At 50.5% G+C, this 21,413-nt stretch carries 18 protein-coding genes and 2 tRNA genes; 9 read left to right on the top strand and 11 right to left on the bottom strand.

Annotated elements, in window-relative coordinates; all coding sequences use genetic code 11:
- Nucleotides 1-307: 307 nt before the first annotated feature.
- Complete coding sequence (locus KK078_RS22275) at nt 308-547, top strand: DUF1059 domain-containing protein (RefSeq protein WP_254092535.1); 240 nt, start codon at nt 308-310, stop codon at nt 545-547.
- Between the two features lie 179 nt (nt 548-726).
- Nucleotides 727-1,074 carry a hypothetical protein gene (locus tag KK078_RS22270; protein WP_254092534.1) on the top strand — a complete coding sequence of 116 codons (348 nt, stop codon included), beginning with the start codon at nt 727-729 and terminating at the stop codon, nt 1,072-1,074.
- A 63-nt stretch (nt 1,075-1,137) separates the two neighbouring features.
- On the opposite strand, the gene KK078_RS22265 is transcribed toward KK078_RS22270, so the two are convergent.
- The 6 genes from KK078_RS22265 to KK078_RS22240 all read right to left on the bottom strand — a co-directional run bounded on the left by KK078_RS22265 (nt 1,138) and on the right by KK078_RS22240 (nt 9,352).
- On the bottom strand, nt 1,138-2,103 hold the full coding sequence (locus tag KK078_RS22265; RefSeq protein WP_254092533.1) for a fatty acid desaturase family protein: 966 nt from the start codon (nt 2,101-2,103) through the stop codon (nt 1,138-1,140).
- Nucleotides 2,104-2,608: 505 nt separating this feature from the next.
- Nucleotides 2,609-3,253 carry an HAD family hydrolase gene (locus KK078_RS22260; RefSeq protein WP_254092532.1) on the bottom strand — a complete coding sequence of 215 codons (645 nt, stop codon included), beginning with the start codon at nt 3,251-3,253 and terminating at the stop codon, nt 2,609-2,611.
- Between the two features lie 91 nt (nt 3,254-3,344).
- Nucleotides 3,345-5,936, bottom strand: coding sequence for a polynucleotide kinase-phosphatase (locus KK078_RS22255; RefSeq protein ID WP_254092531.1), 2,592 nt, complete (start codon nt 5,934-5,936; stop codon nt 3,345-3,347).
- Nucleotides 5,920-6,420, bottom strand: coding sequence for a hypothetical protein (locus tag KK078_RS22250; protein ID WP_254092530.1), 501 nt, complete (start codon nt 6,418-6,420; stop codon nt 5,920-5,922). The genes KK078_RS22255 and KK078_RS22250 overlap by 17 nt, the downstream gene beginning before the upstream one ends.
- Entirely contained in the window at nt 6,413-7,816 is a 1,404-nt protein-coding gene (locus KK078_RS22245) for a 3' terminal RNA ribose 2'-O-methyltransferase Hen1 (protein ID WP_254092529.1), read from the bottom strand. The genes KK078_RS22250 and KK078_RS22245 overlap by 8 nt, the downstream gene beginning before the upstream one ends.
- Nucleotides 7,817-8,056: 240 nt before the next feature.
- Complete coding sequence (locus KK078_RS22240; protein ID WP_254092528.1) at nt 8,057-9,352, bottom strand: NAD(P)/FAD-dependent oxidoreductase; 1,296 nt, start codon at nt 9,350-9,352, stop codon at nt 8,057-8,059.
- Between the two features lie 286 nt (nt 9,353-9,638).
- Here KK078_RS22240 and KK078_RS22235 point away from each other — a divergent pair, with 286 nt between their 5' ends.
- The 3 genes from KK078_RS22235 to KK078_RS22225 are packed head-to-tail and all read left to right on the top strand — an operon-like array spanning nt 9,639 to nt 13,309.
- Nucleotides 9,639-11,192, top strand: a complete 1,554-nt coding sequence (locus KK078_RS22235; RefSeq protein WP_254092527.1) for a sensor histidine kinase — start codon at nt 9,639-9,641, stop codon at nt 11,190-11,192.
- The gene (locus tag KK078_RS22230; protein WP_254092526.1) at nt 11,192-11,878 is read left to right on the top strand and encodes a LytR/AlgR family response regulator transcription factor; all 687 of its coding nucleotides are present in this window, start codon (nt 11,192-11,194) and stop codon (nt 11,876-11,878) included. Before KK078_RS22235 ends, KK078_RS22230 begins: the two co-directional genes overlap by 1 nt.
- 30 nt (nt 11,879-11,908) lie before the next feature.
- Nucleotides 11,909-13,309 carry a beta-lactamase family protein gene (locus tag KK078_RS22225; protein ID WP_254092525.1) on the top strand — a complete coding sequence of 467 codons (1,401 nt, stop codon included), beginning with the start codon at nt 11,909-11,911 and terminating at the stop codon, nt 13,307-13,309.
- Between the two features lie 14 nt (nt 13,310-13,323).
- Here the strand turns inward: KK078_RS22225 and KK078_RS22220 are convergent, their stop codons facing one another.
- Entirely contained in the window at nt 13,324-14,103 is a 780-nt protein-coding gene (locus KK078_RS22220; RefSeq protein ID WP_254092524.1) for a tRNA(His) guanylyltransferase Thg1 family protein, read from the bottom strand.
- A 4-nt stretch (nt 14,104-14,107) separates the two neighbouring features.
- Nucleotides 14,108-14,539, bottom strand: a complete 432-nt coding sequence (locus KK078_RS22215; RefSeq protein WP_254092523.1) for an ATP-binding protein — start codon at nt 14,537-14,539, stop codon at nt 14,108-14,110.
- A gap of 468 nt (nt 14,540-15,007) precedes the next feature.
- Here KK078_RS22215 and KK078_RS22210 point away from each other — a divergent pair.
- Nucleotides 15,008-15,081, top strand: a tRNA-Cys gene (locus KK078_RS22210).
- Between the two features lie 39 nt (nt 15,082-15,120).
- A tRNA-OTHER gene (locus tag KK078_RS22205) sits at nt 15,121-15,210 on the top strand.
- Nucleotides 15,211-15,409: 199 nt separating this feature from the next.
- On the opposite strand, the gene KK078_RS22200 is transcribed toward KK078_RS22205, so the two are convergent.
- From KK078_RS22200 to KK078_RS22190, 3 genes are all read right to left on the bottom strand, one after another.
- Entirely contained in the window at nt 15,410-15,775 is a 366-nt protein-coding gene (locus KK078_RS22200) for a hypothetical protein (RefSeq protein WP_254092522.1), read from the bottom strand.
- A gap of 78 nt (nt 15,776-15,853) precedes the next feature.
- A complete protein-coding gene (locus tag KK078_RS22195) occupies nt 15,854-18,805 on the bottom strand; it encodes a DUF6493 family protein (RefSeq protein WP_254092521.1) in 2,952 nt (983 codons plus the stop codon).
- Between the two features lie 10 nt (nt 18,806-18,815).
- Nucleotides 18,816-20,153 (bottom strand): SWIM zinc finger family protein, encoded by a 1,338-nt coding sequence (locus tag KK078_RS22190; RefSeq protein WP_254092520.1) that lies wholly within the window; start codon nt 20,151-20,153, stop codon nt 18,816-18,818.
- Nucleotides 20,154-20,494: 341 nt separating this feature from the next.
- On the opposite strand from KK078_RS22190, the gene KK078_RS22185 reads away from it, so the two are divergent.
- Both KK078_RS22185 and KK078_RS22180 read left to right on the top strand, forming a co-directional pair.
- Nucleotides 20,495-20,821 (top strand): metalloregulator ArsR/SmtB family transcription factor, encoded by a 327-nt coding sequence (locus KK078_RS22185; RefSeq protein ID WP_254092519.1) that lies wholly within the window; start codon nt 20,495-20,497, stop codon nt 20,819-20,821.
- Nucleotides 20,818-21,324 (top strand): SRPBCC family protein, encoded by a 507-nt coding sequence (locus tag KK078_RS22180; RefSeq protein WP_254092518.1) that lies wholly within the window; start codon nt 20,818-20,820, stop codon nt 21,322-21,324. Before KK078_RS22185 ends, KK078_RS22180 begins: the two co-directional genes overlap by 4 nt.
- Nucleotides 21,325-21,413: the final 89 nt, after the last annotated feature.

The raw sequence follows: 21,413 nt of genomic DNA, 5'->3' as shown, positions 1-21,413 counted from the left end.
GATCCGAGGTTCATCCGTGGAACATCCATCGAGAACGCTGTGCCTGACTCGAAGGATCCCCGGCGAAAAGGGCCTTTGCCCGGCCCTGTTTCCGTCGTTCCGTTGACAACCTTCGCCCGCCCGGAATTTTCCCGAAACATGCTGTTGCTAACAAATGAAATCCGTTTTAAAACAACCTGCCAAAACTGATACAACACGACTAACAAGTGATCTGATGTGTTATGCCACACGCGAACGGAGAAACAGCCAGCTTCAGGTGGTGAGTCCGAAAAAAAATTCGATCTTACCGTTCATTAAAATCTGCCTTATGAAGACAATGAACTGTAGACAACTGGGCGGCGCATGCGACCAAACCTTCAGCGCCAACAGCTTCGACGAGATTGCTATGATGGTTAGCAAACACGCCCGTGAAAAAGTGCAACAAGGAGACGCCGCACACATCGAAGCGATGAATGAAATGCGGAAAGCCATGACTTCGTCTGAAGCCGCCGATGCCTGGATGAACGAAAAACGCCAGGCATTCAACGCGCTGCCAGACGAAGGTTGAGACAAAGGCATCGATTCTAAATCTCAAAAGCTGCAACCAAACCACTCAACGGCAGCTTAACGCAAAATGATCACTCCCGGGCTGCCGATATTTTAGGTATCTCGGTCGTTTTGTGGTACTTTTATCCATCTCCCGGTTGACCATCATTGTTTTCCATCGACCGACAAACAAGCATAGTTATGACTGAACCCCTACTTCGAAAATACGCGCCCCTCTGGAACAAATACCGGCCAGCCATTCTCAAGATGATGGTCGACGCCGCGCAGGGACCGCAACAATATAAATTTATGCCGCACGAGGTTCTGGCGATGGATGAGAAAAAGAAGAGCGGCTTTGGATTCAGCCTGCACATAGCAGGAAGCAAAGCAACCAATGACATCAAAGGCTCCGAAATCGCACAGGATCTGCTGAACATGTTATTCCTTTCCAAAAAAGGATCGGAGCTCCTGGCCGCTTATGCGTACGAAATTGTGCTTGACCGCCAATTCACGCTTCATATCAGCCAGGTGAATACGGACCCGGCCTGAAGCTGCCGTGTAACGGGCACCACAGCACGGATCTTAATCTTAGCCGACTGTTAAAGTACTTGCTTACGCGATGCCGTGTGCCGGCCGCTTTCCAAGTTCCTTGAGCAATCGCATATGCCCGTGCAGTGCGCCAACGAAGGTATTAAACGATTTATAGGGCAGCTCAAAGTCGTGCGCGGTTTTACGCACAATACCGGCAATGTTCCGGTAGTGAACATGGCAGATGTTCGGGAAAAGATGGTGCTCGATCTGAAAGTTTAACCCGCCGATATACCACGAGAACCAACGGCTCTTGTTTCCAAAATTCGTCGTGGTCAGGAGCTGATGAACCGCCCAGTTTGTTTCGATTGTATTTGTCGCGTCCGGCAGCGGAAACTCGGTCCCCTCCACAACGTGCGCGGGCTGAAAGATGATAGCCAATATGAACCCGGCGATGTAATGCATCAACAGCACGCCGATAAGCACCTGCCACCAAACAAGCGAAGTAAAGATCAGGGGCAGAACAAAGATATAGCCGATGTATGCCAGCTTTGACGTTATCAAGATAATCCGCTCCCGTACAATGTTTGCTTTCTGCTTTGCCGCCAGTCCCGATCGATGATAACGCACAATTCTTACAAAATCCTTGTATCCCAACCAGGCAATCGTCATAAGGCCATAAAGAAACCACGCATAGATGTGCTGATAACGATACGCGCGTTTCCAGGGTGAGGACGGCGAGAGCCGCAACACGCCCCGGGGACTAATGTCTTCATCATGGTCATGGACGTTCGTGTAGGAATGATGCAGAACATTGTGCTGGATCTTCCAATTGAAAGCATTCGCCCCGACCAGGTTGAGCGAGTATCCCATAACACTATTGATCCATGTCTTTCGGGAATAGGCACCATGATTGGCATCATGCATCACAGACAGACCAACGCCCGCCAGTCCAAGTCCCATAACCAACACGGCAATAAGAGAGAATGCTATGCCCGAAATAACTCCCGTTAATAAAAGAACATACGGCGCAAAATACAGCGTGAACATAAACACCGTTTTAATATACATCTCGCGATTACCGTGCCTTTCGATATTATTTGACTTGAAGTACTCGTTTACACGGCTGTTCAGCGTGGTAACAAAATCGCGCTGTGTATTCGTAAAGGTGAGTGCCTTTTCTTTCTCCATCACTATTGAATCGTTATTGTATAATTGATCGGCAAATTAACAGTAGAAACACCCGACATTATTCCTGACTAAACTGAGGAAAGACTAAAAAAAGCCGCGAATCCGAGGGTGGCAGCGAATTAAAATATCCACAATTGATATCCAAAGATAAGACGAATTACGCTAGCATCCTATTTTACGTCCGTGGGCCTTTTTTTGACCGGACGTATGGCGTAAAACAGACCTGATTGGCCGTAATGAAGCGATAAATTAACGTCAAATTAATACGGGAAAACAGGGATGCGATACCGACTCCCTAAAAATAACGGTGCTTTCCTGACCACGGGACCGCGTGTCCGAACCGCCGTAGTCTTCTTAATAGTAGCTACAACAACGTTTTCAGATCAGCGATCGTGCTGATCGTCGCGACCATGCCCTCAGACACTTTGCCGAATCCATAGTCGGCAAAGATAAACGGTACACCGGCCTGTGTAGCTGCATGGTAATCGCCCATCGTATCGCCAACATACACCGGAGCCTTCAATCCATGATCGCCCACAACGTCACGGATATTGTCGGCCTTCGGGCGGCCCTTCGTGCCATAGCATTGATGCCCCAGGAAATACGCATGCAGGTTGTTCAAATCTAAAAACAACTCGATGTAGCCACACTGGCAGTTGCTGACGATATACAGTTTGTAGCGGGTGCTCAGATCCTGCAACGTCTCCTCCAGCCGCGGGTAGAGATCACCCCCTTTGGCGTGCAATATCCGCAGCTCACTTTCCGAGCAATGCGCCTTCACCTCGGTGCGCTGCGCATCGTTCAGGTCCGGAAACAGCTTGTCAAAGATTGCGTCGTAGGTCATTCCGGTGATCGAGCGCACCAGCGCCTGCGTCATGTCCACCTGCAGGTAATCAACCTTGTTGACGGCATCCTGCCAGGCCAGCGCCACGTTCGCGGTACTGTCCCACAGGGTCCCGTCAAGATCGAAGATTATACTGTCGTATTGGTTTTTCAGAGAGTTGCTCATATCGGCGGCAAAAGTACGGCGTTAATCGTCGCCCGCAAGGTTTTTCAAAAAAGAGAGCCCTGTAAACGATTGCCAGGGCTCTGCTTTTCTGCTATAGTCGGGGGTCTATTTCCTCACTTTCCAGCGCCAGTACGCCAAATACACACTCGTGCACCTTGCGCAGCGGATCCTTCCGGACAAATCGCTCCAAAGCCTCTATGCCCAAAGCAAACTCACGCATTGCCAGGGATCGTTTGGACGAGACACTCCGGTTCTTTAACCGACGCAGGTTCTCCACCTCGGTATATTCAGGCCCGTAGATGATACGCAGGTATTCCTTGCCCCGGCACTTAACCGCGGGCTGTACAAGGCCATGCTTACCAAATGAAAGAAAGTCGTAAGGCTTGACCACCATTCCTTCGCCGCCTTGCCCGGTAAGGTTCGCCCACCACGCAATCACGTCGTTGACCTGCTCCTCATCAAACACGTTGACGATCTTGTGCGCCGTCGCCAGGAACAGCCCAGGATCCGCATCGCAGATCGACTGGATGGTATTCATGTGCCATTCATGACTCTTGTCGGTATGCACGGCACCTTCCGTCGCCAGGATATGAAAAGGCGCCAGAGACAAATCAGCCACGGCATTTACCGGCCAGCAATACTGCCGGTACGACGTTTTGTAGTCGTCGATCATTTGTTGCTTTTGCTGAAACTTCAACAGCAACCGATCGATGCCTTCTATATCACGGACAGCCGTCTGCGTCAGCACATCCACTACACTGCTGAGCGACGCCGTTGCCGCAGCGCCCACCGCCGCGTATTGATCCTTTAACAACGCCTGCGCCTTTACCGACCAGGGCATCAGCTCGGCGTCCAGACAGACCCAATCGGTGTCGAGGGCTTCCCAGAACCCCGCGGTAGTAAGCGCCGTGCTGACGCGTTGCAAAAACTCCTGCTCCAGGCTGGCGTCGCTGAAGAAATTCCGGCCGGTGCGCGTATAGCACACGCCGATACTTTCCTGCTCGATACCAAATCGGCTGCGTATCGCCTCTTCATTTTTCCCTATGATCAACACCGCGCGCGAACCCATGTGTTTCTCTTCACATACTACCCGCTCCACCCCCTGACGGCGGAAGTAGTCCAGCGCTTCCACGGGATGCTCCAGGTAATCTTCCAGCGCACAGGTTTCAGAAGGCGACATGGTGGGCGGCAGATAGATCAACCACTTGGGGTTGATCGCAAACCGGCTCATCACTTCCAATGCAGCAATAGAATTCTCCTCCTTTACCGTTACGTTGTTTCGCAGGCGTGTAGCAATGATCCGCTTGCCCGTAACATCCTCGATGTCCAACAGGTCGTCATCCGCTTGCTGGTGCGTAAGCATCTGCTGACGAAGTTCAAAGTCGATGGGCCTGGCAGGCGTCTCGTACACTTGCCCGGCTTGTACAGAAATCAGTTCTTCCTCCGGGTACCGCAAGGCCGTAAGCCGGCCACCGAAAACACATCCGGTGTCGATGTCGATCGTCCGGTTCAGCCACTGCGCATCGGGCACTGGCGTGTGCCCATATACCACCATGGCCTTGCCGCGATACTCAGATGCCCAGTTATACCGAACGGGCAACCCGAACTCATCGATCTCACCGGTAGTCTCTCCGTATAAACAGAAGGTCCGCACGGCGCCACTTCCCCGCCCCTGCATGTCTTCTTTTAGCCCGGCGTGCGCCACGACCAGCCTGCCCCCGTCAAACACGTAGTGGCTCACCAGGTCGTATAAAAAGTCGCGGACGTCGCTGCGGAACCGGTCGTCTTCCCGCGCAAGCTGTTCCACCGTTTTCTCCAGGCCGTGTTTTACTTGTACGTTCTTGCCGCTGAGGTACTTCTGCAACTTGAGGTCGTGGTTGCCCGGCACACAAAACGCAGTACCCGCATGTACCATGCTCATGACCAAACGCAGTACGTCCGGTGAGTTGGGCCCGCGGTCTACCAGGTCGCCCAGGAAAACCGCCGTTCTGCCCACAGGAGCAACAACATGAAAGCCGTAGTTCCGATGTTGAACCGCTACCCGGGTAACAACATAACCCAACTTGGTCAGCAGCTCTATCAGCTCGTCAAAACATCCGTGAACGTCGCCGATGATATCAAACGGACCGTGAACCTCTTGCCTGTCGTTGTACAACCTTTCACGTGCGATATTGGAAATCGCTTCGATCTCTTCTACAGATTTTAATACATATATATGACGAAAACCCTCATCCTTCAAATGCCGCAAGGACCGTCTCAGCTGCGACCGCTGCTGATAGATCACGTGCCCGCCAAAATTACGGTCAGGACGCAAGTCGTTTCGTGCTTCACATATACGCTCAGGAACATCCAGCACGATGGCAACGGGAATACAGTGGTACGCACGGGCCAACCGCACCAACGACGCCCGCGACTCAGGTTGAACATTGGTAGCATCGACCACCGTCAGCAGGCCGTTCTTCAAGCGCTTGGCGGCGATGTAGTGCAACAATTCAAACGCGTCGTCAGTAGCCGTTTGGTTGTTCTCATCATCGGATACGATCGCGCGGCAGCGATCTGAAGACACGATTTCCGTCTCTTTAAAATGTTTTCGCGCAAATGTGGACTTCCCTGAGCCACTGACACCGATCAGCGTAACCAGCGAAAGCGCTGGTATCTTTAATTCTTTACTCACTGTTTCCATCAACTCTTCTTTTTATACACTCCTCTAACTGCAGCCAGTCGATCTCCTTATTTAAAAACGCAAAAACCTCGTGTCGCAAGGTTTGCTGCACCATCGTTTTACCTTGTAGGGTGACCAGCAACGGGAAACCGTCGCGGCTCGCAATCATGTTATTCCATACAAATCCATCATATCGATTGTCGTTTTTTGACACATCAAATACGACAATCTCATCAATACCCAATAACAGGAGCTGATTCCCATACCGCGCCTGAAATACCCGATACCGCTGCCCGTGAGTAACACACAGGATTCGTTTGCCTGCATTCCGTCTGAAGAATCTGTTCTTTCTAAACCTGTAAATCAATTCTTTTATAACGATGCCCATGCAGAAATATAGCAGTATCAGCGGAAGCATTGCCAGCAGTATCAGCATTATCAGAAACATCGGAACAGCCATGAACAGGTTTACGGCACTATCCCTGCTATCATCCTGCTTATTCATACTGATCAGCTTTAAAAATGGCCATCTGCGTAGGTGCGCCTACCCGTTCATGGACATCACCCACCGGCTTGAAGGTTACTCGGTACTTGTTTCTCACCGCCACATTGCTCGCCCATGTTTCAAATTCGTTCCTGTCCCATTCAAACCGGTGATCGCTATGCCGCATGGTTCCCGCGTCCAGCGTTTCAAAAAGCTCGTTGTATTCGCGGTTGGGTGTCGTCAGCACCACCGTCTTCGGTTTTGCAAACTCAAACACCACGCGCTCAAAAGCTTTCAGGCGATTCACGTCCAAATGCTCGATGACTTCCACAATAGCGGCCGCATCAAATCCCGCCAGCCGTTTATCACGATAGGTAAGCGCGCCTTGCGCGAGGGTGATCCGCTCCTTCTGTTTCGGCGGCATCTCGTCTAAACGCAGGCGCTCTGCTGCTCTTTCCAATATGCGATGTGAAACATCGACGCCAAGGATCACACTGAACTGCCTTTCGCGCAGCAGCATCTTCAGCAACTTGCCCTCACCGCACCCTAAGTCAACCACGGTATTGCTACCGGATGCCACGAGTTCGTCGAGCACAACCTTTAACCGCTTGTCGTGAAGTGTTTCCCGGGCAATGTCCTGCGCGTGATCCTCTTCCGGCGCTACCGGTCCCACGGGCTCGTCCTCCGTCAACCGCACCAATGCGTTCTTCGCCAGGCCCCCTATATTCCGTAAATAGCGGCGGATGATCTGCTCGCGCGCAGGATGGTCTTTCAACCACCCCTCTCCTTTCGTTAAAAGCTTCTCAACCTCGTGCTGGCTTACCCAATAGTGCTTTTCATTATCCAGTACCGGGATCAATACATATACATGCGTAAGCAGATCTTTTAACTTCAGGTTGGCCTTCAGGTTTACCGTAAAGTATTTGCTCGGGCCCCACTCGGGAAAATGCTCGTCAAGTGCATATCGCTCCACCGCAACGGAGTAGCCCAGCGGCTCGAACAACCGTCTGATCAATAGCTCACCGCCCTTCGCGGCCGGCAGCACAGAAAGTGTTATGTCAAACGGCATGACAATGTCTACCAGCTCCGGGCGCTTCTCGCATTTGCCATTCATGGCCGTCGAAAAAGCCTTGGCGATCGCCACACTCATAAAAGACGACGACACATACGGCCTGTCATTTACATAGTGTCCCAGGGTAAAGGCGTCGGGACCACCCTCGCCCGACTTTCGGACCAGTCCGACCGGGTCGATGTCCAGCAGTAGCGCCACCGTGCATTTGTCATCGTCGGCATGCGGATAAAAAATGTGTGCAACGCCTTGCGACAACTCTACCGCCTGCAGCTTTGCCGGGTGTTTATGTAGTAAATAGCAAAGATCCGTAGCGGGAGAATGCGTGGTTGTAATGGTGAATAACATAGTGGTTCAAAGCTCAGGATATGGTGCGCAGCCTTTTTGCGTAGTCCCTAAAATACCCTAACGAACTCAAAATGTTTGCAAAACAGTGAAAACTGCTCCCCCGGGTGGCAGCCTGACAGCAAAACAAAAAATGGGCGCGAATACGATCGCTCGCACGATCATACTGGCGCCCTCTATTAATTAATATAGCCTCGTTAAAATTGTACAAATTGGGCCTGCCTGTCGCCACAAAGGAGACAGCTACTGTTTTATTTCACCGCACGGCTGCGTCGATACCTCTTTCTTTCTCGGCCGGATGATCAATCGCAATGTGGGGTCGTCCGTCAGGAAACTAAACAACCAGTTGAATGCCAGCTTTACCCGGTTACGGAAGCCCACCAGCGGTATGATGTGAATGAACAACCACACCAGCCAGGCAAAGAACCCCTTAAAAGATCCCTTGGGTAGATCTACTACCGCCTTAAACTTAGAGATGATGGCCATGCTGCCCTTGTTGTTATACCGGAAAGGTTTCGGCGCCTGACCGCGGTCTATCCGCAGCAGGTTTTCGGCGAGAAGCGTACCTTGCTGAATGGCCACCTGGGCCAACTGCGGATGGCTGTTGGGATAGTCCGGATCGGAAGTCTGGTAGGCAATATCGCCTACGGCAAAAATATTGGTATATCCTTTCACCCGGTTTATATCGTCCACCGTCAATCGGCGACCCCGCGCCACCACCTCCGGCGCAAGGCCCGGCACCTCGCGGCCGATCACGCCCGAGGTCCAGATGAGTGTGGCCGCCTTGATGGACTCGCCGTTGGAAAGGATAACCGTTTCGTTCACGTAATCTTTTACCAGAGTATTCAGCATGATCTTCACACCGAACTTGGAAAGCACCTTAAACGATTCGTCCTGAGCTATTTTGCTCATCGGCCCCAGCAACGTGGGCGAGCCGTCGATCAGGTATATGCTGCCGATCCTGGAGGCGGCTTCGGGATAGTCCTTGGCGGCGATCTTGTGCGCAAGCTCGGCCATCATGCCGACCATTTCCACCCCCGTGGGGCCGCCACCAGCCACCACGATATTGCTGAGCCGTGCCTTGTCCTCCAGAGCAGTGGCCCGTACGGCTTCTTCGAGCCGAAGCAATATATGATTCCGGATATTGAGCGCGTCGTCGATGGTTTTCATCGGCAGGCCACACCGCGTTACGTTCGGGTTTCCAAAGAAGTTCGTCTCGGTGCCTACCGCCAGCACCAGGTAATCATACGACAAAACCCCGGTGTCTAATTCAATGGTATTGTTTTCCGGGTTCACCTTGATCAGATTACCCATGTAAAACCGGATGTTGTCCCGTTCCTGAAACAGCTTCCGGAAGGGGTAACTGATGTTCGACGCCTCGATAAAAGCTGTGGAAACCTGGTACAATAAAGGGGGGAAGAAGTGATAGTTGTTTTTGTCTACAATTGTGACTTTAAACTGATCTTTGCCGGCAAGCTTTTTGGCTAAGTTTATTCCGGCGAAACCGCCCCCTACGACGATAAGCCTGTTCTCTTTCATATGAATTAATGCCGATTTTGGCGCCTGTTCGATCCTTTTCAGCTTCCGCTAAAAAAATCGAGCCAGGCCGGGCAGGAGCCCTTACAACTGCCCCTCTATGGAACAGTATACGCTCCTGGCACGTGTAGGGTTTACAGCAGCAGTCCAATAAAACCGCATCGGATACAGTTCCGGCGCGGTTTTTCTTTTTACGCGGTAGTTAGTCACATTTTTCCCCGCATTCGTACCATTTTACGGCAGCGCACCGGCAAACCCGTTATTCTTGTTGTGTAATTTTTACAACGCCATGAAAATACGCTTTAGAACGTACGAGGTCGTGTTTGTCTCTTTACTGGCAACCGCCTCCATCATCAAATTCCTGTGGATCCGGCAGAGCCTGACCGACGAGATGAAACAATGGCATGCCTTGCAATATCAGGGGCACAACATCGCGGGCTTTTCATACAATCACAACATTCTCTTTCCGCAGATCGCCCAGATCGTATTCGTTTACCTCGCATACCTCGCCATATCGGGCGTCATGGTATATACCGCGCAATACGCCGCCCGGTTCAAGCGAAACGCCCTGCGGATCATCCCCATCGTCCTGCTGTTGTTAGCCGGCATCGGATTTATGCTGGCACGCGGAATCGACTACCTCACCTGGGTGGCTCACCCGCATGTATTCAACTACGGTGGTGCCGGTTTTGACGTGCTCGCCTGGTTTGGATACAACGACCGGCCCATGACCTATATCTGGACAGGTTTCGACCGTGCCCTGACCTGGGTCGGCATGCTGGCCGCGCTACTGGCGGTGCGTGAAGGAGTGATCCATTACCTGGAACGGGAATCACCCGGCAAGGAAACACGCATGATCCTGGCCAACCAGATAGCATCTATCATCAGCGTATACCTATGCCTGCTCCCTTTAATAATCCTGCTGCCTTCAACACCCGGCAAGCATGCTCTCATGTTTATGGCGCTGTCCTTTATTCCGAGTGCCCTGCTTATGACCGTCTTTAACCTATACTACGTATTCCCGCGCCTTTCGCTAAAATCCGGGTGGTGGATACTGGCGGTGTTGTTGACGGCATCGCTTGTCACCCCTGCGCCCTTTTTTATTGTGTTTGGCAACCGCGGCAACATCATCCATATCCATAGCGCCATGGTACTGATCAACCTGTTTGTGATCTCGCCCATCAGCTGGCTTTTATTCCAGCAACGAAAAGATAAGTTGCTGGCCATTGTGAAAGTGGGACAAGCCCTGACAAAATCACGCGAAGAGCTCAACAGCCTCCGCTACCAGATCAATCCACACTTTTTGTTCAACAGCCTGAATACACTCTATGGCAATGCGCTCATGGAAAAAGCCACCACCACCGCCTCCGGTATACAGCAACTTGGCGACATGATGCGGTTTATGCTACACCAAAATCAACTGGACTTCATTCCGCTGAAGTCGGAGCTGGGCTATATGCGCAACTTCATCGCGCTCCAAAATCTGCGAACCCATCTGTTGCAAAACGTCGATGTACAGATCGATATCCATGATGATGCATGCGACGGTGACATTCCGCCCATGATTCTGATCCCATTCGTCGAGAATGCATTTAAACATGGCATCAGCAACGTCGGCAAATCATGGGTGGCCGTCACCGTACGATGTGAACGCAACCATGTGTACCTCAACGTACGGAACAGCGTGCATCCCGACAACATCGTGCGCGAAAAGTCCGGAGTTGGTATTCCCAACGTGGTGGAGCGGTTAACGCTCATGTTTGGCGATAAATTCCAGCTGGAATACGGCATCCGTGGCAACGAATATGTAGTTTCGCTTACCTTACCCCTGACTGCCGCCTGATGTTACGCGCCATTGCCATAGACGACGAGCCCATAGGCCTGGAAGTGATCCGGTCGCTGGCCGAGAAAGTTACCTTCCTCCGCATAGAAGGATATTTTATCAATCCCTTTGAAGCCGTCCCGTTCATTCAACCCAACAACATAAACCTGATCTTCCTGGACATCGAGATGCCCAACGTGAAAGGCACCGACTTCATCCGAACATTGCCCGATCCGCCGATGGTCATTTTCACGACCGCCTACAGCCAACACGCCGTACAAAGCTTCGAGCTCGACGCCATCGACTACCTTCTCAAACCGTTTTCGTTAGAACGGTTCCTCAAAGCGTGCAATAAAGCACAACAGCAGCTCACACTACGCAAACACGCCTCCGATCGGACTAACGCCATCTTTATCAAAAGCGGATACGAGCAGATAAAAGTAGATGCAAACGAGATCCTGTTTGCCGAGAGCGATGGAAACTATGTGCGCTTTGTAACCGACAAACAACGCATCCTCTCACGCCTGACCATGAACGAAGCAGAAGCACTCCTGCAAGGCAGGGACTTTATAAGGGTACACCGCTCATTTATCATAGCAAAAGACAGAATAACCAAGATCGAAAAACGCTCCCTCTGGATCTCCCAACACGAAATTCCCATAGGAAGCGGTTATCTGCACGACGTCGAAAAAATGCTAAGGGTATAAATCCCTTCACAAACCAACATTCAATCAACCATGAAAATCAAAAAACTAGCCCGGCAAGGGGCACAATGCCTTATTGCCCTGACCGTACTGTGTCTTAACACCACGATCCATGCGCAGATCGACCGAAAGGCAAAGCTCGACCGGCTTTGCGCCTGGCTTGGCGATCAATCCCAGGGAATGGGCAGCATCGCCGTCGCAAAAAGTGGAACGGTTATCTATGCCAATGCTTTTGGATTCCGATCGCGCACCGACGACCGTCCGCTACCGGCAAACATCGATACAAAATATCACATATGGTCGATCACAAAAACATACACCGCTACAATAACACTGCAGCTGGCAGACGAAGGAAAGATCTCCCTGGACGCTCCGCTCAGCCGGTTCTTTCCGAAAATAGCAAACGCAGCCACTATTACGATACGCCAAATGCTCTCCCACCAAAGCGGCATTCACGACTTCACGCAAATCACCGACTCCACCGCCCGGCCGCGAAATGACTCCCGTCAGGAAATGATATCGGTCATTGCCGCACAACGACCCGAGTTTGCACCCGGCGAACGCTTTGATTATAGCAATTCCAATTACCTGCTGCTGGGCTATATCCTCGAAGATATCGAGCAAGCCTCTTTTGCAGAGATACTATCGAAACGCATCTTCCACCCACTCGGCCTCAAGAACACCGTTTATAAAAAGGCTGTAGCCGATACTATTCAAAACAGCGCACGGGCCTATCAGTTTGCCAACGATCAATGGCAATATATGGAAGAAGGACCTTTTGGCACCGACATTCCCGGCCCGGCAGGCAGCATTGTCTCCACCCCTACGGACATGACAACTTTTATTACCGCGCTATTCTCCGGCCGGCTGATCCCTCCCGCAAGACTGGCCGAGATGATCACCACGGACGGTTTCTATGGTCTGGGCATCATGAAAATGCCGCATTACGATTTGCCCGGTTGGGGGCACGGCGGTGGCTACATCGCCTCACACGCCACACTGGCCTATTACCCGCAAGACTCGCTCGCCGTGGCCTATTGCTCCAACGGCACACGGTACCCCCTGCAGAGCATTATCAGTCACGTTGCCAATATCTTTATAGACCCGTCTTATGTATTGCCCTTCGAAAGAAAGTTTATCACATTAACCCCGCCTCAACAACAGGAATATGTCGGTAAATATGAATCGACAAAATTCTCCGTCGACATCACACTGGAAGATGGAACGTTAATCATTCACGCCGGACAGAATCCAAAATCACCGATCCGTCCCACGCGAAAAGATCACTTTCACATTGAGGGCACCGACATGGAAATAGACTTTGAACGTGATACCGGAGGAAAATTGACAGCATTCTCCATCCAACACGGTGACAAGAAATTGGTCGCACGCCGCATCGCAGCTGCAAGCAAAGAAGAACCTCCCGCGCATTAGCAGGAGGTTTCTTTTCAGGCAGTAACGTTACCTTCCGTCCCCATCAGCATATGTCTCAGCATCGACTCGTACTCTACCCCCAACGGCAGAACCATCTCCACGTTCAACTTCCTGCACAACACATCGACCGCTTCTCGGGTCACGGGATTGACAGACGATGATGGCGCCATGCGATAGCAAAAGCCAACTCCGCGTTTCTGCCATGCCGGCAGGTTGTTATAGTTAATGCCATGCTCAAAAAGCAGATTGTTTTTATCGGCTACCGAAAGGCCCTGCACGCTCCGCGTGGCGTCGGCTGCTGACAATCCATTCTTTCGCAACGTCCAGTAACACCATGCGCTCAGGGAATTCCGGTGAGCATCTTCGCTCCGCCACCGAAAATAGTCGACAACAAGGTCATCCGTCGGCAAGGGTATGATCCGGCAATCAAATACGCCGGGTGCTCCCATGGCCTGTGTAAACTCCGCACTGGCTTCCCCGGCCAATATCGAGATCAGCTTCCGGGTCTTGCGGCCAAAAGTATTTTCACTCTTTTCCAGTAGCAAAGAAATCTCGTCACTTTGCGTGTAGCCATAACTTACTTTAAAGCCGCAATCCATGAGACGAGTGACCGTACAGATCATGGCGTCCCGAAAACGCTCATCAAACGGCCGGGCCAAAGGCAACAATTCCTTCGTTAGCCTGGTAAAGCCCCGGCCATCGAGCCGCACGACGATATACACATCCGGCAACACAAACTGGTCCAGATTCTCTTCAAAGGCTCGCATTCTCCTATCCAATACATCAAACTTCATCGTCTCATTGTTTAATAACAAACTGATTGCCCGCCAGCCGTACCGTATAGAGCTCATCAAACCCCTCGTCCCGACGCGGAGATTCCAGGTTCTTGAATTTGGTGATAACACCAATACGATTGATCTTTTCCTTTCCTGATCGGCTTTCATTCCGCTCCAGACACTCCGTAAGATTCGGTTCGAAGTAATAGCCGATCACGGCATACCCATGAGTTTTCGCTTGCGCTATGTAGACCATACGATCCGCCTTTGTCACATTGGTATTGTCAACGACCATTCGCTGCTGTAAGGAAAAAGCAAGCTCCAAAAATTTATTTTCTTTATTACGGGTATTAAAGAGATCGAGGCTTATCCGCATGTGCGAGTGAAAGAATCGCTCTTTATAAAACGTACTCTTTCCGCTTGCCGGAATTCCAACAAACATTACTAACTGCATATCATGAACGTTAAGAATAAAAAAAGCCCGGGTTATTTACGTTACCCGGGCTCTTTCATGCATTAAGCATCTAACTAATACATTCCATAGCACCAGGCGAAATAATAACGTGCATAGGCATGACCCCTGTAACCTTATTTGCGCGTATGGCGTTGTATTGACATCATGACACAAAGGTAGAGTAACTTTTTCGAATAAATATTTTGTCTTATCGAAAAAAGTTACTTTATCTTTGCATCAGCACTATAAAAATGAAAACGGGTCATATCATATCAAACAATCGCTGTTATCAGCATATATGCTATCAGCAGAAGGTATGGTCACGCCCAACAGGATTGTTATGATATAGCAAAAACTATAGATACTTAACAAAAAGCCCTGGGCATCTGCCTGGGGCTTTTTGTTTTTAGTCGCTTCCATCGACGGTAGTAAGCCGTAGATGGAAGCCAGGCAACACTTTGCCTATATGTCAGTGTACCCAAGAGGTTTAAGGGGTCTGCCTGCAGATCAGATATTCGTCGGTTCGAATCCGGCCACTGACTCAAACACGAGGTTTCTATTACCTCACTTTATATACTTCCCGGAGAGTAGACCGTAAGTAGATCCGCCAGCTGGCGGACTGTAAAAGCGGTGCTTAGGCCTTGGGTGTTCGATTCACCTCTCTCCGACCATGAACTCCATCGAGGTGTATCGGCTCACGCTTATACCGTGTCGGAACCGTAGTTGGTCGCACGTTGGTTCGAATCCAACCACCTCGACTTGACAAACTTTAAACTTTTTGCACTTGCAGTTTATCGGAAGGATGACTTGGCTATGTTTCTTTCCAAGAACAGTCTTTTCTGTGCTACCAGCATCGATTGGAATTAACTGCTATCGGGGTGTAACCCTGAAATACGTTAGTCCTTGAATTGGTATTCCATCAAGTTCATAGCGGCCGAATGCCCAATAATCTGGATGCCTAAGAAATGTTTCCCAAACCAATAAACCAAAGAATTTTGCAGCTTGAGTATAGTCGGATTTGCAAGCCTTGGAGTATATTGGAGCAAATACTGTGTTTGTCCAGTCCTTTCCCGGCATCCAGCTGGAGGTTTGAATGTCCGATCCTCTGATTTTATTTGTAAGTTCCTGAATTATTAGCTCATATTCAGCTTTGGATAAACGATTTCGCCAGACATCATATTCGCCTTTATAAGGAATTGTATTAATGGTTTTATTTGAATCTAATGAATAGAGCATATGAGAATAGCAGTAACCAATCTAACCAAAAAAGACAATTCCGAAACGCAAATTCAATAGGTTCTACATTCAAGCGTATTATACCAAGGACGAGATCAGCTTCTTCAGACTGGCAGAGGAAGACCAGGCTTTCAATCGCTTTCCGGCTGGCTCGGATGTCAGCGTACTCTTGTTCAACGCCAATAGTTCAGCGTAAAGGTCCAGGTACCGTTTAGTACCGACAGGCGGCTCATCCGGCAGGTATTCGATCATCGTGGTGAACAGCAACTCGAGCGCTTTGTTGTGAGCCCCAGAGACTTTGAGTAGGTTCTCGGAGATCAGATCGGTGAATCGTTTCATGGGGGCGTATTCACCAGAGAGGTGCATGCCAATGATCCGGCCGATTTGAGTGCTGTCCAAATCGCGGGCGGCAACGCCCTTGATCCATAACTCGGCAGCAAATGATCGCACCGTTTTGTCGCTGCTCACCATGCACGTGGCGATAAAGAGATAGGTCACCTCGTTATAGACGAGCGTTAAGTCCACCAATGCTTCCAGCGTCTTCGTTACCATCTTCTTGTCGGTCTCCGACCAAAACTTGCTGTACTCCAACGCGCGCGCAGTAACCAACGTCAGAATAGGGTTGGGATTGGAAGGCATTAAATAGATAAACCGCTGGACATCGTTGTGCTCGGCCGACAGATATTTAGCCTTGAAGGAAATAAACTGATACAAAATACGCGTCTCCTCCGGCGGGTCCTTCTTACCCGGCGTGACAAGCCGTGTAAGTTTTGAAAAGAACCCCTTGTCTTCAGCTGTCACAGTCACTCCGGGAGATTGCACCGGATCAAGGGTCAGTCGAAGAACATTGCGTTCTGCGGGCTCATCTTCGTAGCGTTTCTTACCATAGTCGTATTTTTTGACTTTATAATTTTCAACAAACGACCGCCACGGAACCTCACCGGTATAAACAGACGAAGGCAGCTGGGCATAGGAAAAATCCTTGAACTCTGGATAGTGTTGCCGTGGCGACTTCGCAATTCCGGCCATAAACCACAGGTATGGCGTATGGAAAGGAGGAATGGGCCGGGCGGCGTCATTCAAAAGAAATTCCAGCAAGTTTAATGTTTCTCCCGTTAACACACGCCGGGCTTCCGTCAATGCCTCGTCACGATGAAAGGAGGCGATCCGTGCGATCGCGATCTGAAAATCGTGACCGTCGGGCAGTACGTCGGCAGCCCTATATTGCAACAGCCGCTGAACAACGATAAGCGGGTCGACATATCCACACGCGTGCGTAGGGGTGGAAAGGATCGGTTGCCGTCGCCCTTTTTTTAATTTCTCATAGGCCACGACGAGAATGGCCTTATGGATCAGGTATATCGTGTCACCACTTTCAACACGCCACGGCAGCAATGCCAAAATGCGGGACTTGTACCAGGACCACTTCGCCTTATTCTCTTCGTCCTTCTTTTTAAAAGCATCATGAATTTTCTGCAGCGACGCCCCCTCCGCAGGGAACCACTCAATCCACAACCGGGTAACGTCGATAAAGAAAGTCGCCAGCAAATGATCCAAATATCCCATGGTTGATGTCCAATCGTTCATCACCGTGGCGTACGCACGCTGCAGTGCCGGTTCAAATTTGTGAAGTTCCGCGCCAGTGACCTGATCTTGTAAATTCACCAGGGCTGCGGGCAGCAGATCGATATGCAGCGGATCGTTGTTATCAAATGCCTGGCTGGCCAGGAACACAAGCTCATCCAGCGACGACAATGCCGGAAGGGCCACTGCCTCTGCCGGCTGTGTAGCGGCCCCTGGCACAATATCATCAGGTATCGGCGCTGCTTCGATTAGGAATGCCGCCAGGGTCTTCTTCGCGCTCATCAACATCGAGTCGGCATACCTGCCGAGCTCATCGTTCACCGACTGCCGCGATGCGTCATGATATTTTAATAAAAGCTTGGCCGCCTTGTTCTGAATGTTCTCGTCGTTGTGTATAAATGCATGGCAGACGGAGACTGTAATAGCTTCCCGTTGATCAGGATGCTTGCGCAATAACTTCTCCAGCAGCGTCAGCGTTGCCGTCACGACCGATTTGGTTTCCGACGATAAGAGTACCGGCGTATTCTCCAGCAATCCGCTCACGTTAAATTCGGGGGATTCAACAATGACCTTCATACCGTTAAGCGCGGCGTTCACGGCCTTACTGTGTTGCGAGCTTAGCGTGATGATCAACTGCGATTGTAAGGAGATCAGCTCCTGGACGGTAGGCTCCAGGAACTCGAACAATTCGACAAACCATCCCGAGAGCGTTTTATTAAAATTGCGCCCTGTCGCCAACAGCGACTCCTGAAGCAGACGCTCACGGTCTATTACTCCCAGCGCCGTATAGTGCTTAAGCGTTTCCAGCCAATGCTTGACATCCTTTTTTGAATCTCCGAAGTGACTATAACGGTCGCTTAAATGAATATCCGTCTCAAATTGAAAAATGAGCCAGATATGGTGGCTGAGCGTTATCGGCCACCGCTCCACATTCTCACGAACGAAACGTTGCTTGTGGTCTTTGTCCAGTTCAAAAATGATCTGCGGAATTAACCGGGCCAGAAGTTCATCGGTAGGCTGCAGATATCCTTTATCAACGAACTCCATCGCCGTGTTGTAGCGAAAGTTCCAGGGTAGCCAATTTTGCTTTGTCAGATCATTGATCACGTCACTGAACCAATCCGGACAATACCACGAGAGAATGTCCGGGACCAGGGGATTGTTCAGGAAATGAGAAAAACCATCTATCTTTTGATATTCCTTGCGATTGCAACAGACAAAGGCTGCCGCATGCAATATATTTACCTGAGCAGGCGATGCCTTTTGCTTAAAGGACGAATGCCCTATCAGGGACGACACCTGACGGTATTCGAGATATTCTTTCTGCAGCGGTTTTAATCCTGCGGCCAGCTCCTTTTTCCCCTGTTTATCCAGCGACCTCAAAAAAGAGATCAGGTCGCTGCTCCGCTCCTTCCGAAGGATGGTGGCAAATTCCTCCACTACCATGACATGTTGATTAGCTGATGAGTTTCTTTTTTACCGCCAGAATATGTTTACACAGCCCACGCTCTCCTTGATGCTTACTGAACCAGGTACACGTACACTTTTCATTTTCACCTTCCAGCACAACAAAGTGATTCACCCCGCTGCCCTGCACTTTCGCCTCCACACGATTGTCGGTCTGCAGCGTGATGGCCACTTTCCCTTCTTCCAGCAACTTTTCCGCATCCTTCAAACGGGGGTTCAGGCTCAAAATACGGCTGAGCTTAAATGGCAATCGGCGGTAAAAGAAGTGATTCTCATCCAGGTCATATCCCAGCAACCCCATGGCCGACAGCCTGCCCGTGATATTCTCCACCTTCTTCAGGTCAAGACCTTCTTCAATGGATAACAGCGTAGGGTTAAACTCGTGGTTGGCATAGCTGAACTTGTCGACTGCATCGATCCAACTGTCGGGCACATCTTCGATGAGCGATTCTAACGCGGCTCCTTCACCCGAGAAACCGCGCCAGGCATCCCGCGAGATCGACAAGCTGAAACGTACAGCACCGAAATATAATTGCCATGTAACCGACTGCATCGCCGGCTGCGCGAATACGCGTAGTTCTGTCGCCAGCGGAAGCAGGGGTTCCAGCAGGCGAAGCCGGTGCACACCGCCAATGCATATGCCATTGCCCGATTTAACCGGCGAGAACGATGGCTTCGTACCGCGCATGATCAGGTAATAATCGGTCCTCGGCTTGCCGTTGGGCAGGCTTTGAAAAAGCTGAAGCGTCTGAATTCTGTTGAACGTAAAAACCCGCTCGGCATCTGCCAGAAAAAGCTGCACAGAAGCCAGCCCTTTGATCCACTTGGTGGGAAGTGGCACCTTTCGTTCTACGATCTTCTGCCCCTCCTTCGCAATTGCCACCTCCTTTTTACCGACCGAGAGCACGACATTCTCGGCCTTGCTCACACTGCTCAAAGCAGAGATCATCGGTTGATTAAAATCGACGTTGGTCGTTCCGTTGCCAGGAAACTCCCCATCGTGTCCATCCGGCAGTATGTCTACGCGAGCATATACCCCGGCGCAATGCGAAAAGCCCTCAAACCGGATCTTCTCATTACCTGCCGTCACAATAGGATCTTTCAGCATCGCCAACTGAAACGGTGAAAGATTAAAAGATGACTGTACTACATTTGAAAGCGTAATTAAGCACCGCGACGTAGTATAAGGGTCTTTCAGTTTACCCCAAAAGAAGCAAGGCACATCCTTCTTCTGCACCTCGCTGTACTTGGACAAAAACAGCTCGTCCGACCCGGCAGTCTTGTTAAGAACCGAAGGGTTTTGATAGTGATAAACAATGTCAGACATAGGCGGGCGGCGGTAACACGCATCAATTATCCTAAGAAATAACCACATATTCAATACTTTACCTCCACCGCCAGGCGGCTCCCAAACCGGGGTTTCGGGAGGATTACCCGTATCAAAGCCTTACTTAAGCCGTATCAAAGCCCTATGTTACTGCTGCCGGGAGCTTCCGGCGCCTTCACCTGGGAACAGCCATTGCAGACGCACCTTACAGAGACAAAAAGTCCTCTTTTGAGCCAATTTCTGCGTTTTAAGAAAAAATCGAACAAATATGTAGCCATTTAACTTCAAGTTGCGTTATATTTGTAGCCACATAGCTACACGTCCAGTAAACATTTGAAAAAATGAAACTACGAAGAGACCCATTTCAAGCCATTGCCGATCCGACACGGAGAGCGATACTGGTGCTGCTGGCGTCACAGACCATGACTGCCGGAGCTATTGCTGACAACTTTGACGTAGCTCGTCCTACGATCTCTAAACACATGCAAGTCCTCAATGAATGCGAGCTTATCACCGCTACTCAAAAAGGACGCGAGATCTACTACGAGCTGAAAGTTGACAAGATGAAAGAGATAGACCACTGGTTAGCCCAGTTCAGGCAGATCTGGCAGGACCGATATAACGAATTAGACAATTTATTATCCACCCTTAAAAAGAACGAAACATGAAAAACAACCTGTTATTCGACTTCATTGTTGACAAACAAAAAAACACACTCACCATCAAACGCGAGTTTGCCGCCGGACGTCAACTGGTGTGGGATTGCCATACAAAGGCGGAGCTTCTCAACCAATGGTTCGCGCCCAAACCCCTCAAAACAAAGACAAAACACATGGACTTCCGCGAAGGCGGCTATTGGTTATACGCCATGATCGACCCGCAAGGACCGGAATATTGGGGCCGCACGGAGTATACAAAGATCACACCGATCGACGGCTACGAAACAATTGACGCCTTCAGTGATGAAACCGGTGCCATAAACCCCGACCTGCCGCGTGCCCAGTGGGTCGTAACATTCACCCCCGCCGGCAACGATAAGACCCTCGTGCAAACCGTGGTGACCTACAAGTCGCTCGAAGCGCTGGAAACAGTCATCAACATGGGTATGCAGGAAGGAATGATCTCGACCCTGGAAAGACTGGACGACCTCCTGTTGACCCTGAATAAATAACGATCGATGATCAGTAAAAAATCCCCGCGGCAAGCCGCGGGGCATTTTAATACCCGCCGTTAAATAAGTCCAACTGATTATTCTCGTAA

Origin of the sequence: Dawidia soli (assembly GCF_018598185.1) — a bacterium.
Taxonomy (GTDB): domain Bacteria; phylum Bacteroidota; class Bacteroidia; order Cytophagales; family Cyclobacteriaceae; genus Ohtaekwangia; species Ohtaekwangia soli.
Note: the sequence above shows the minus strand (reverse complement) of the source record. Positions and strands in the feature narration are given on the sequence as shown.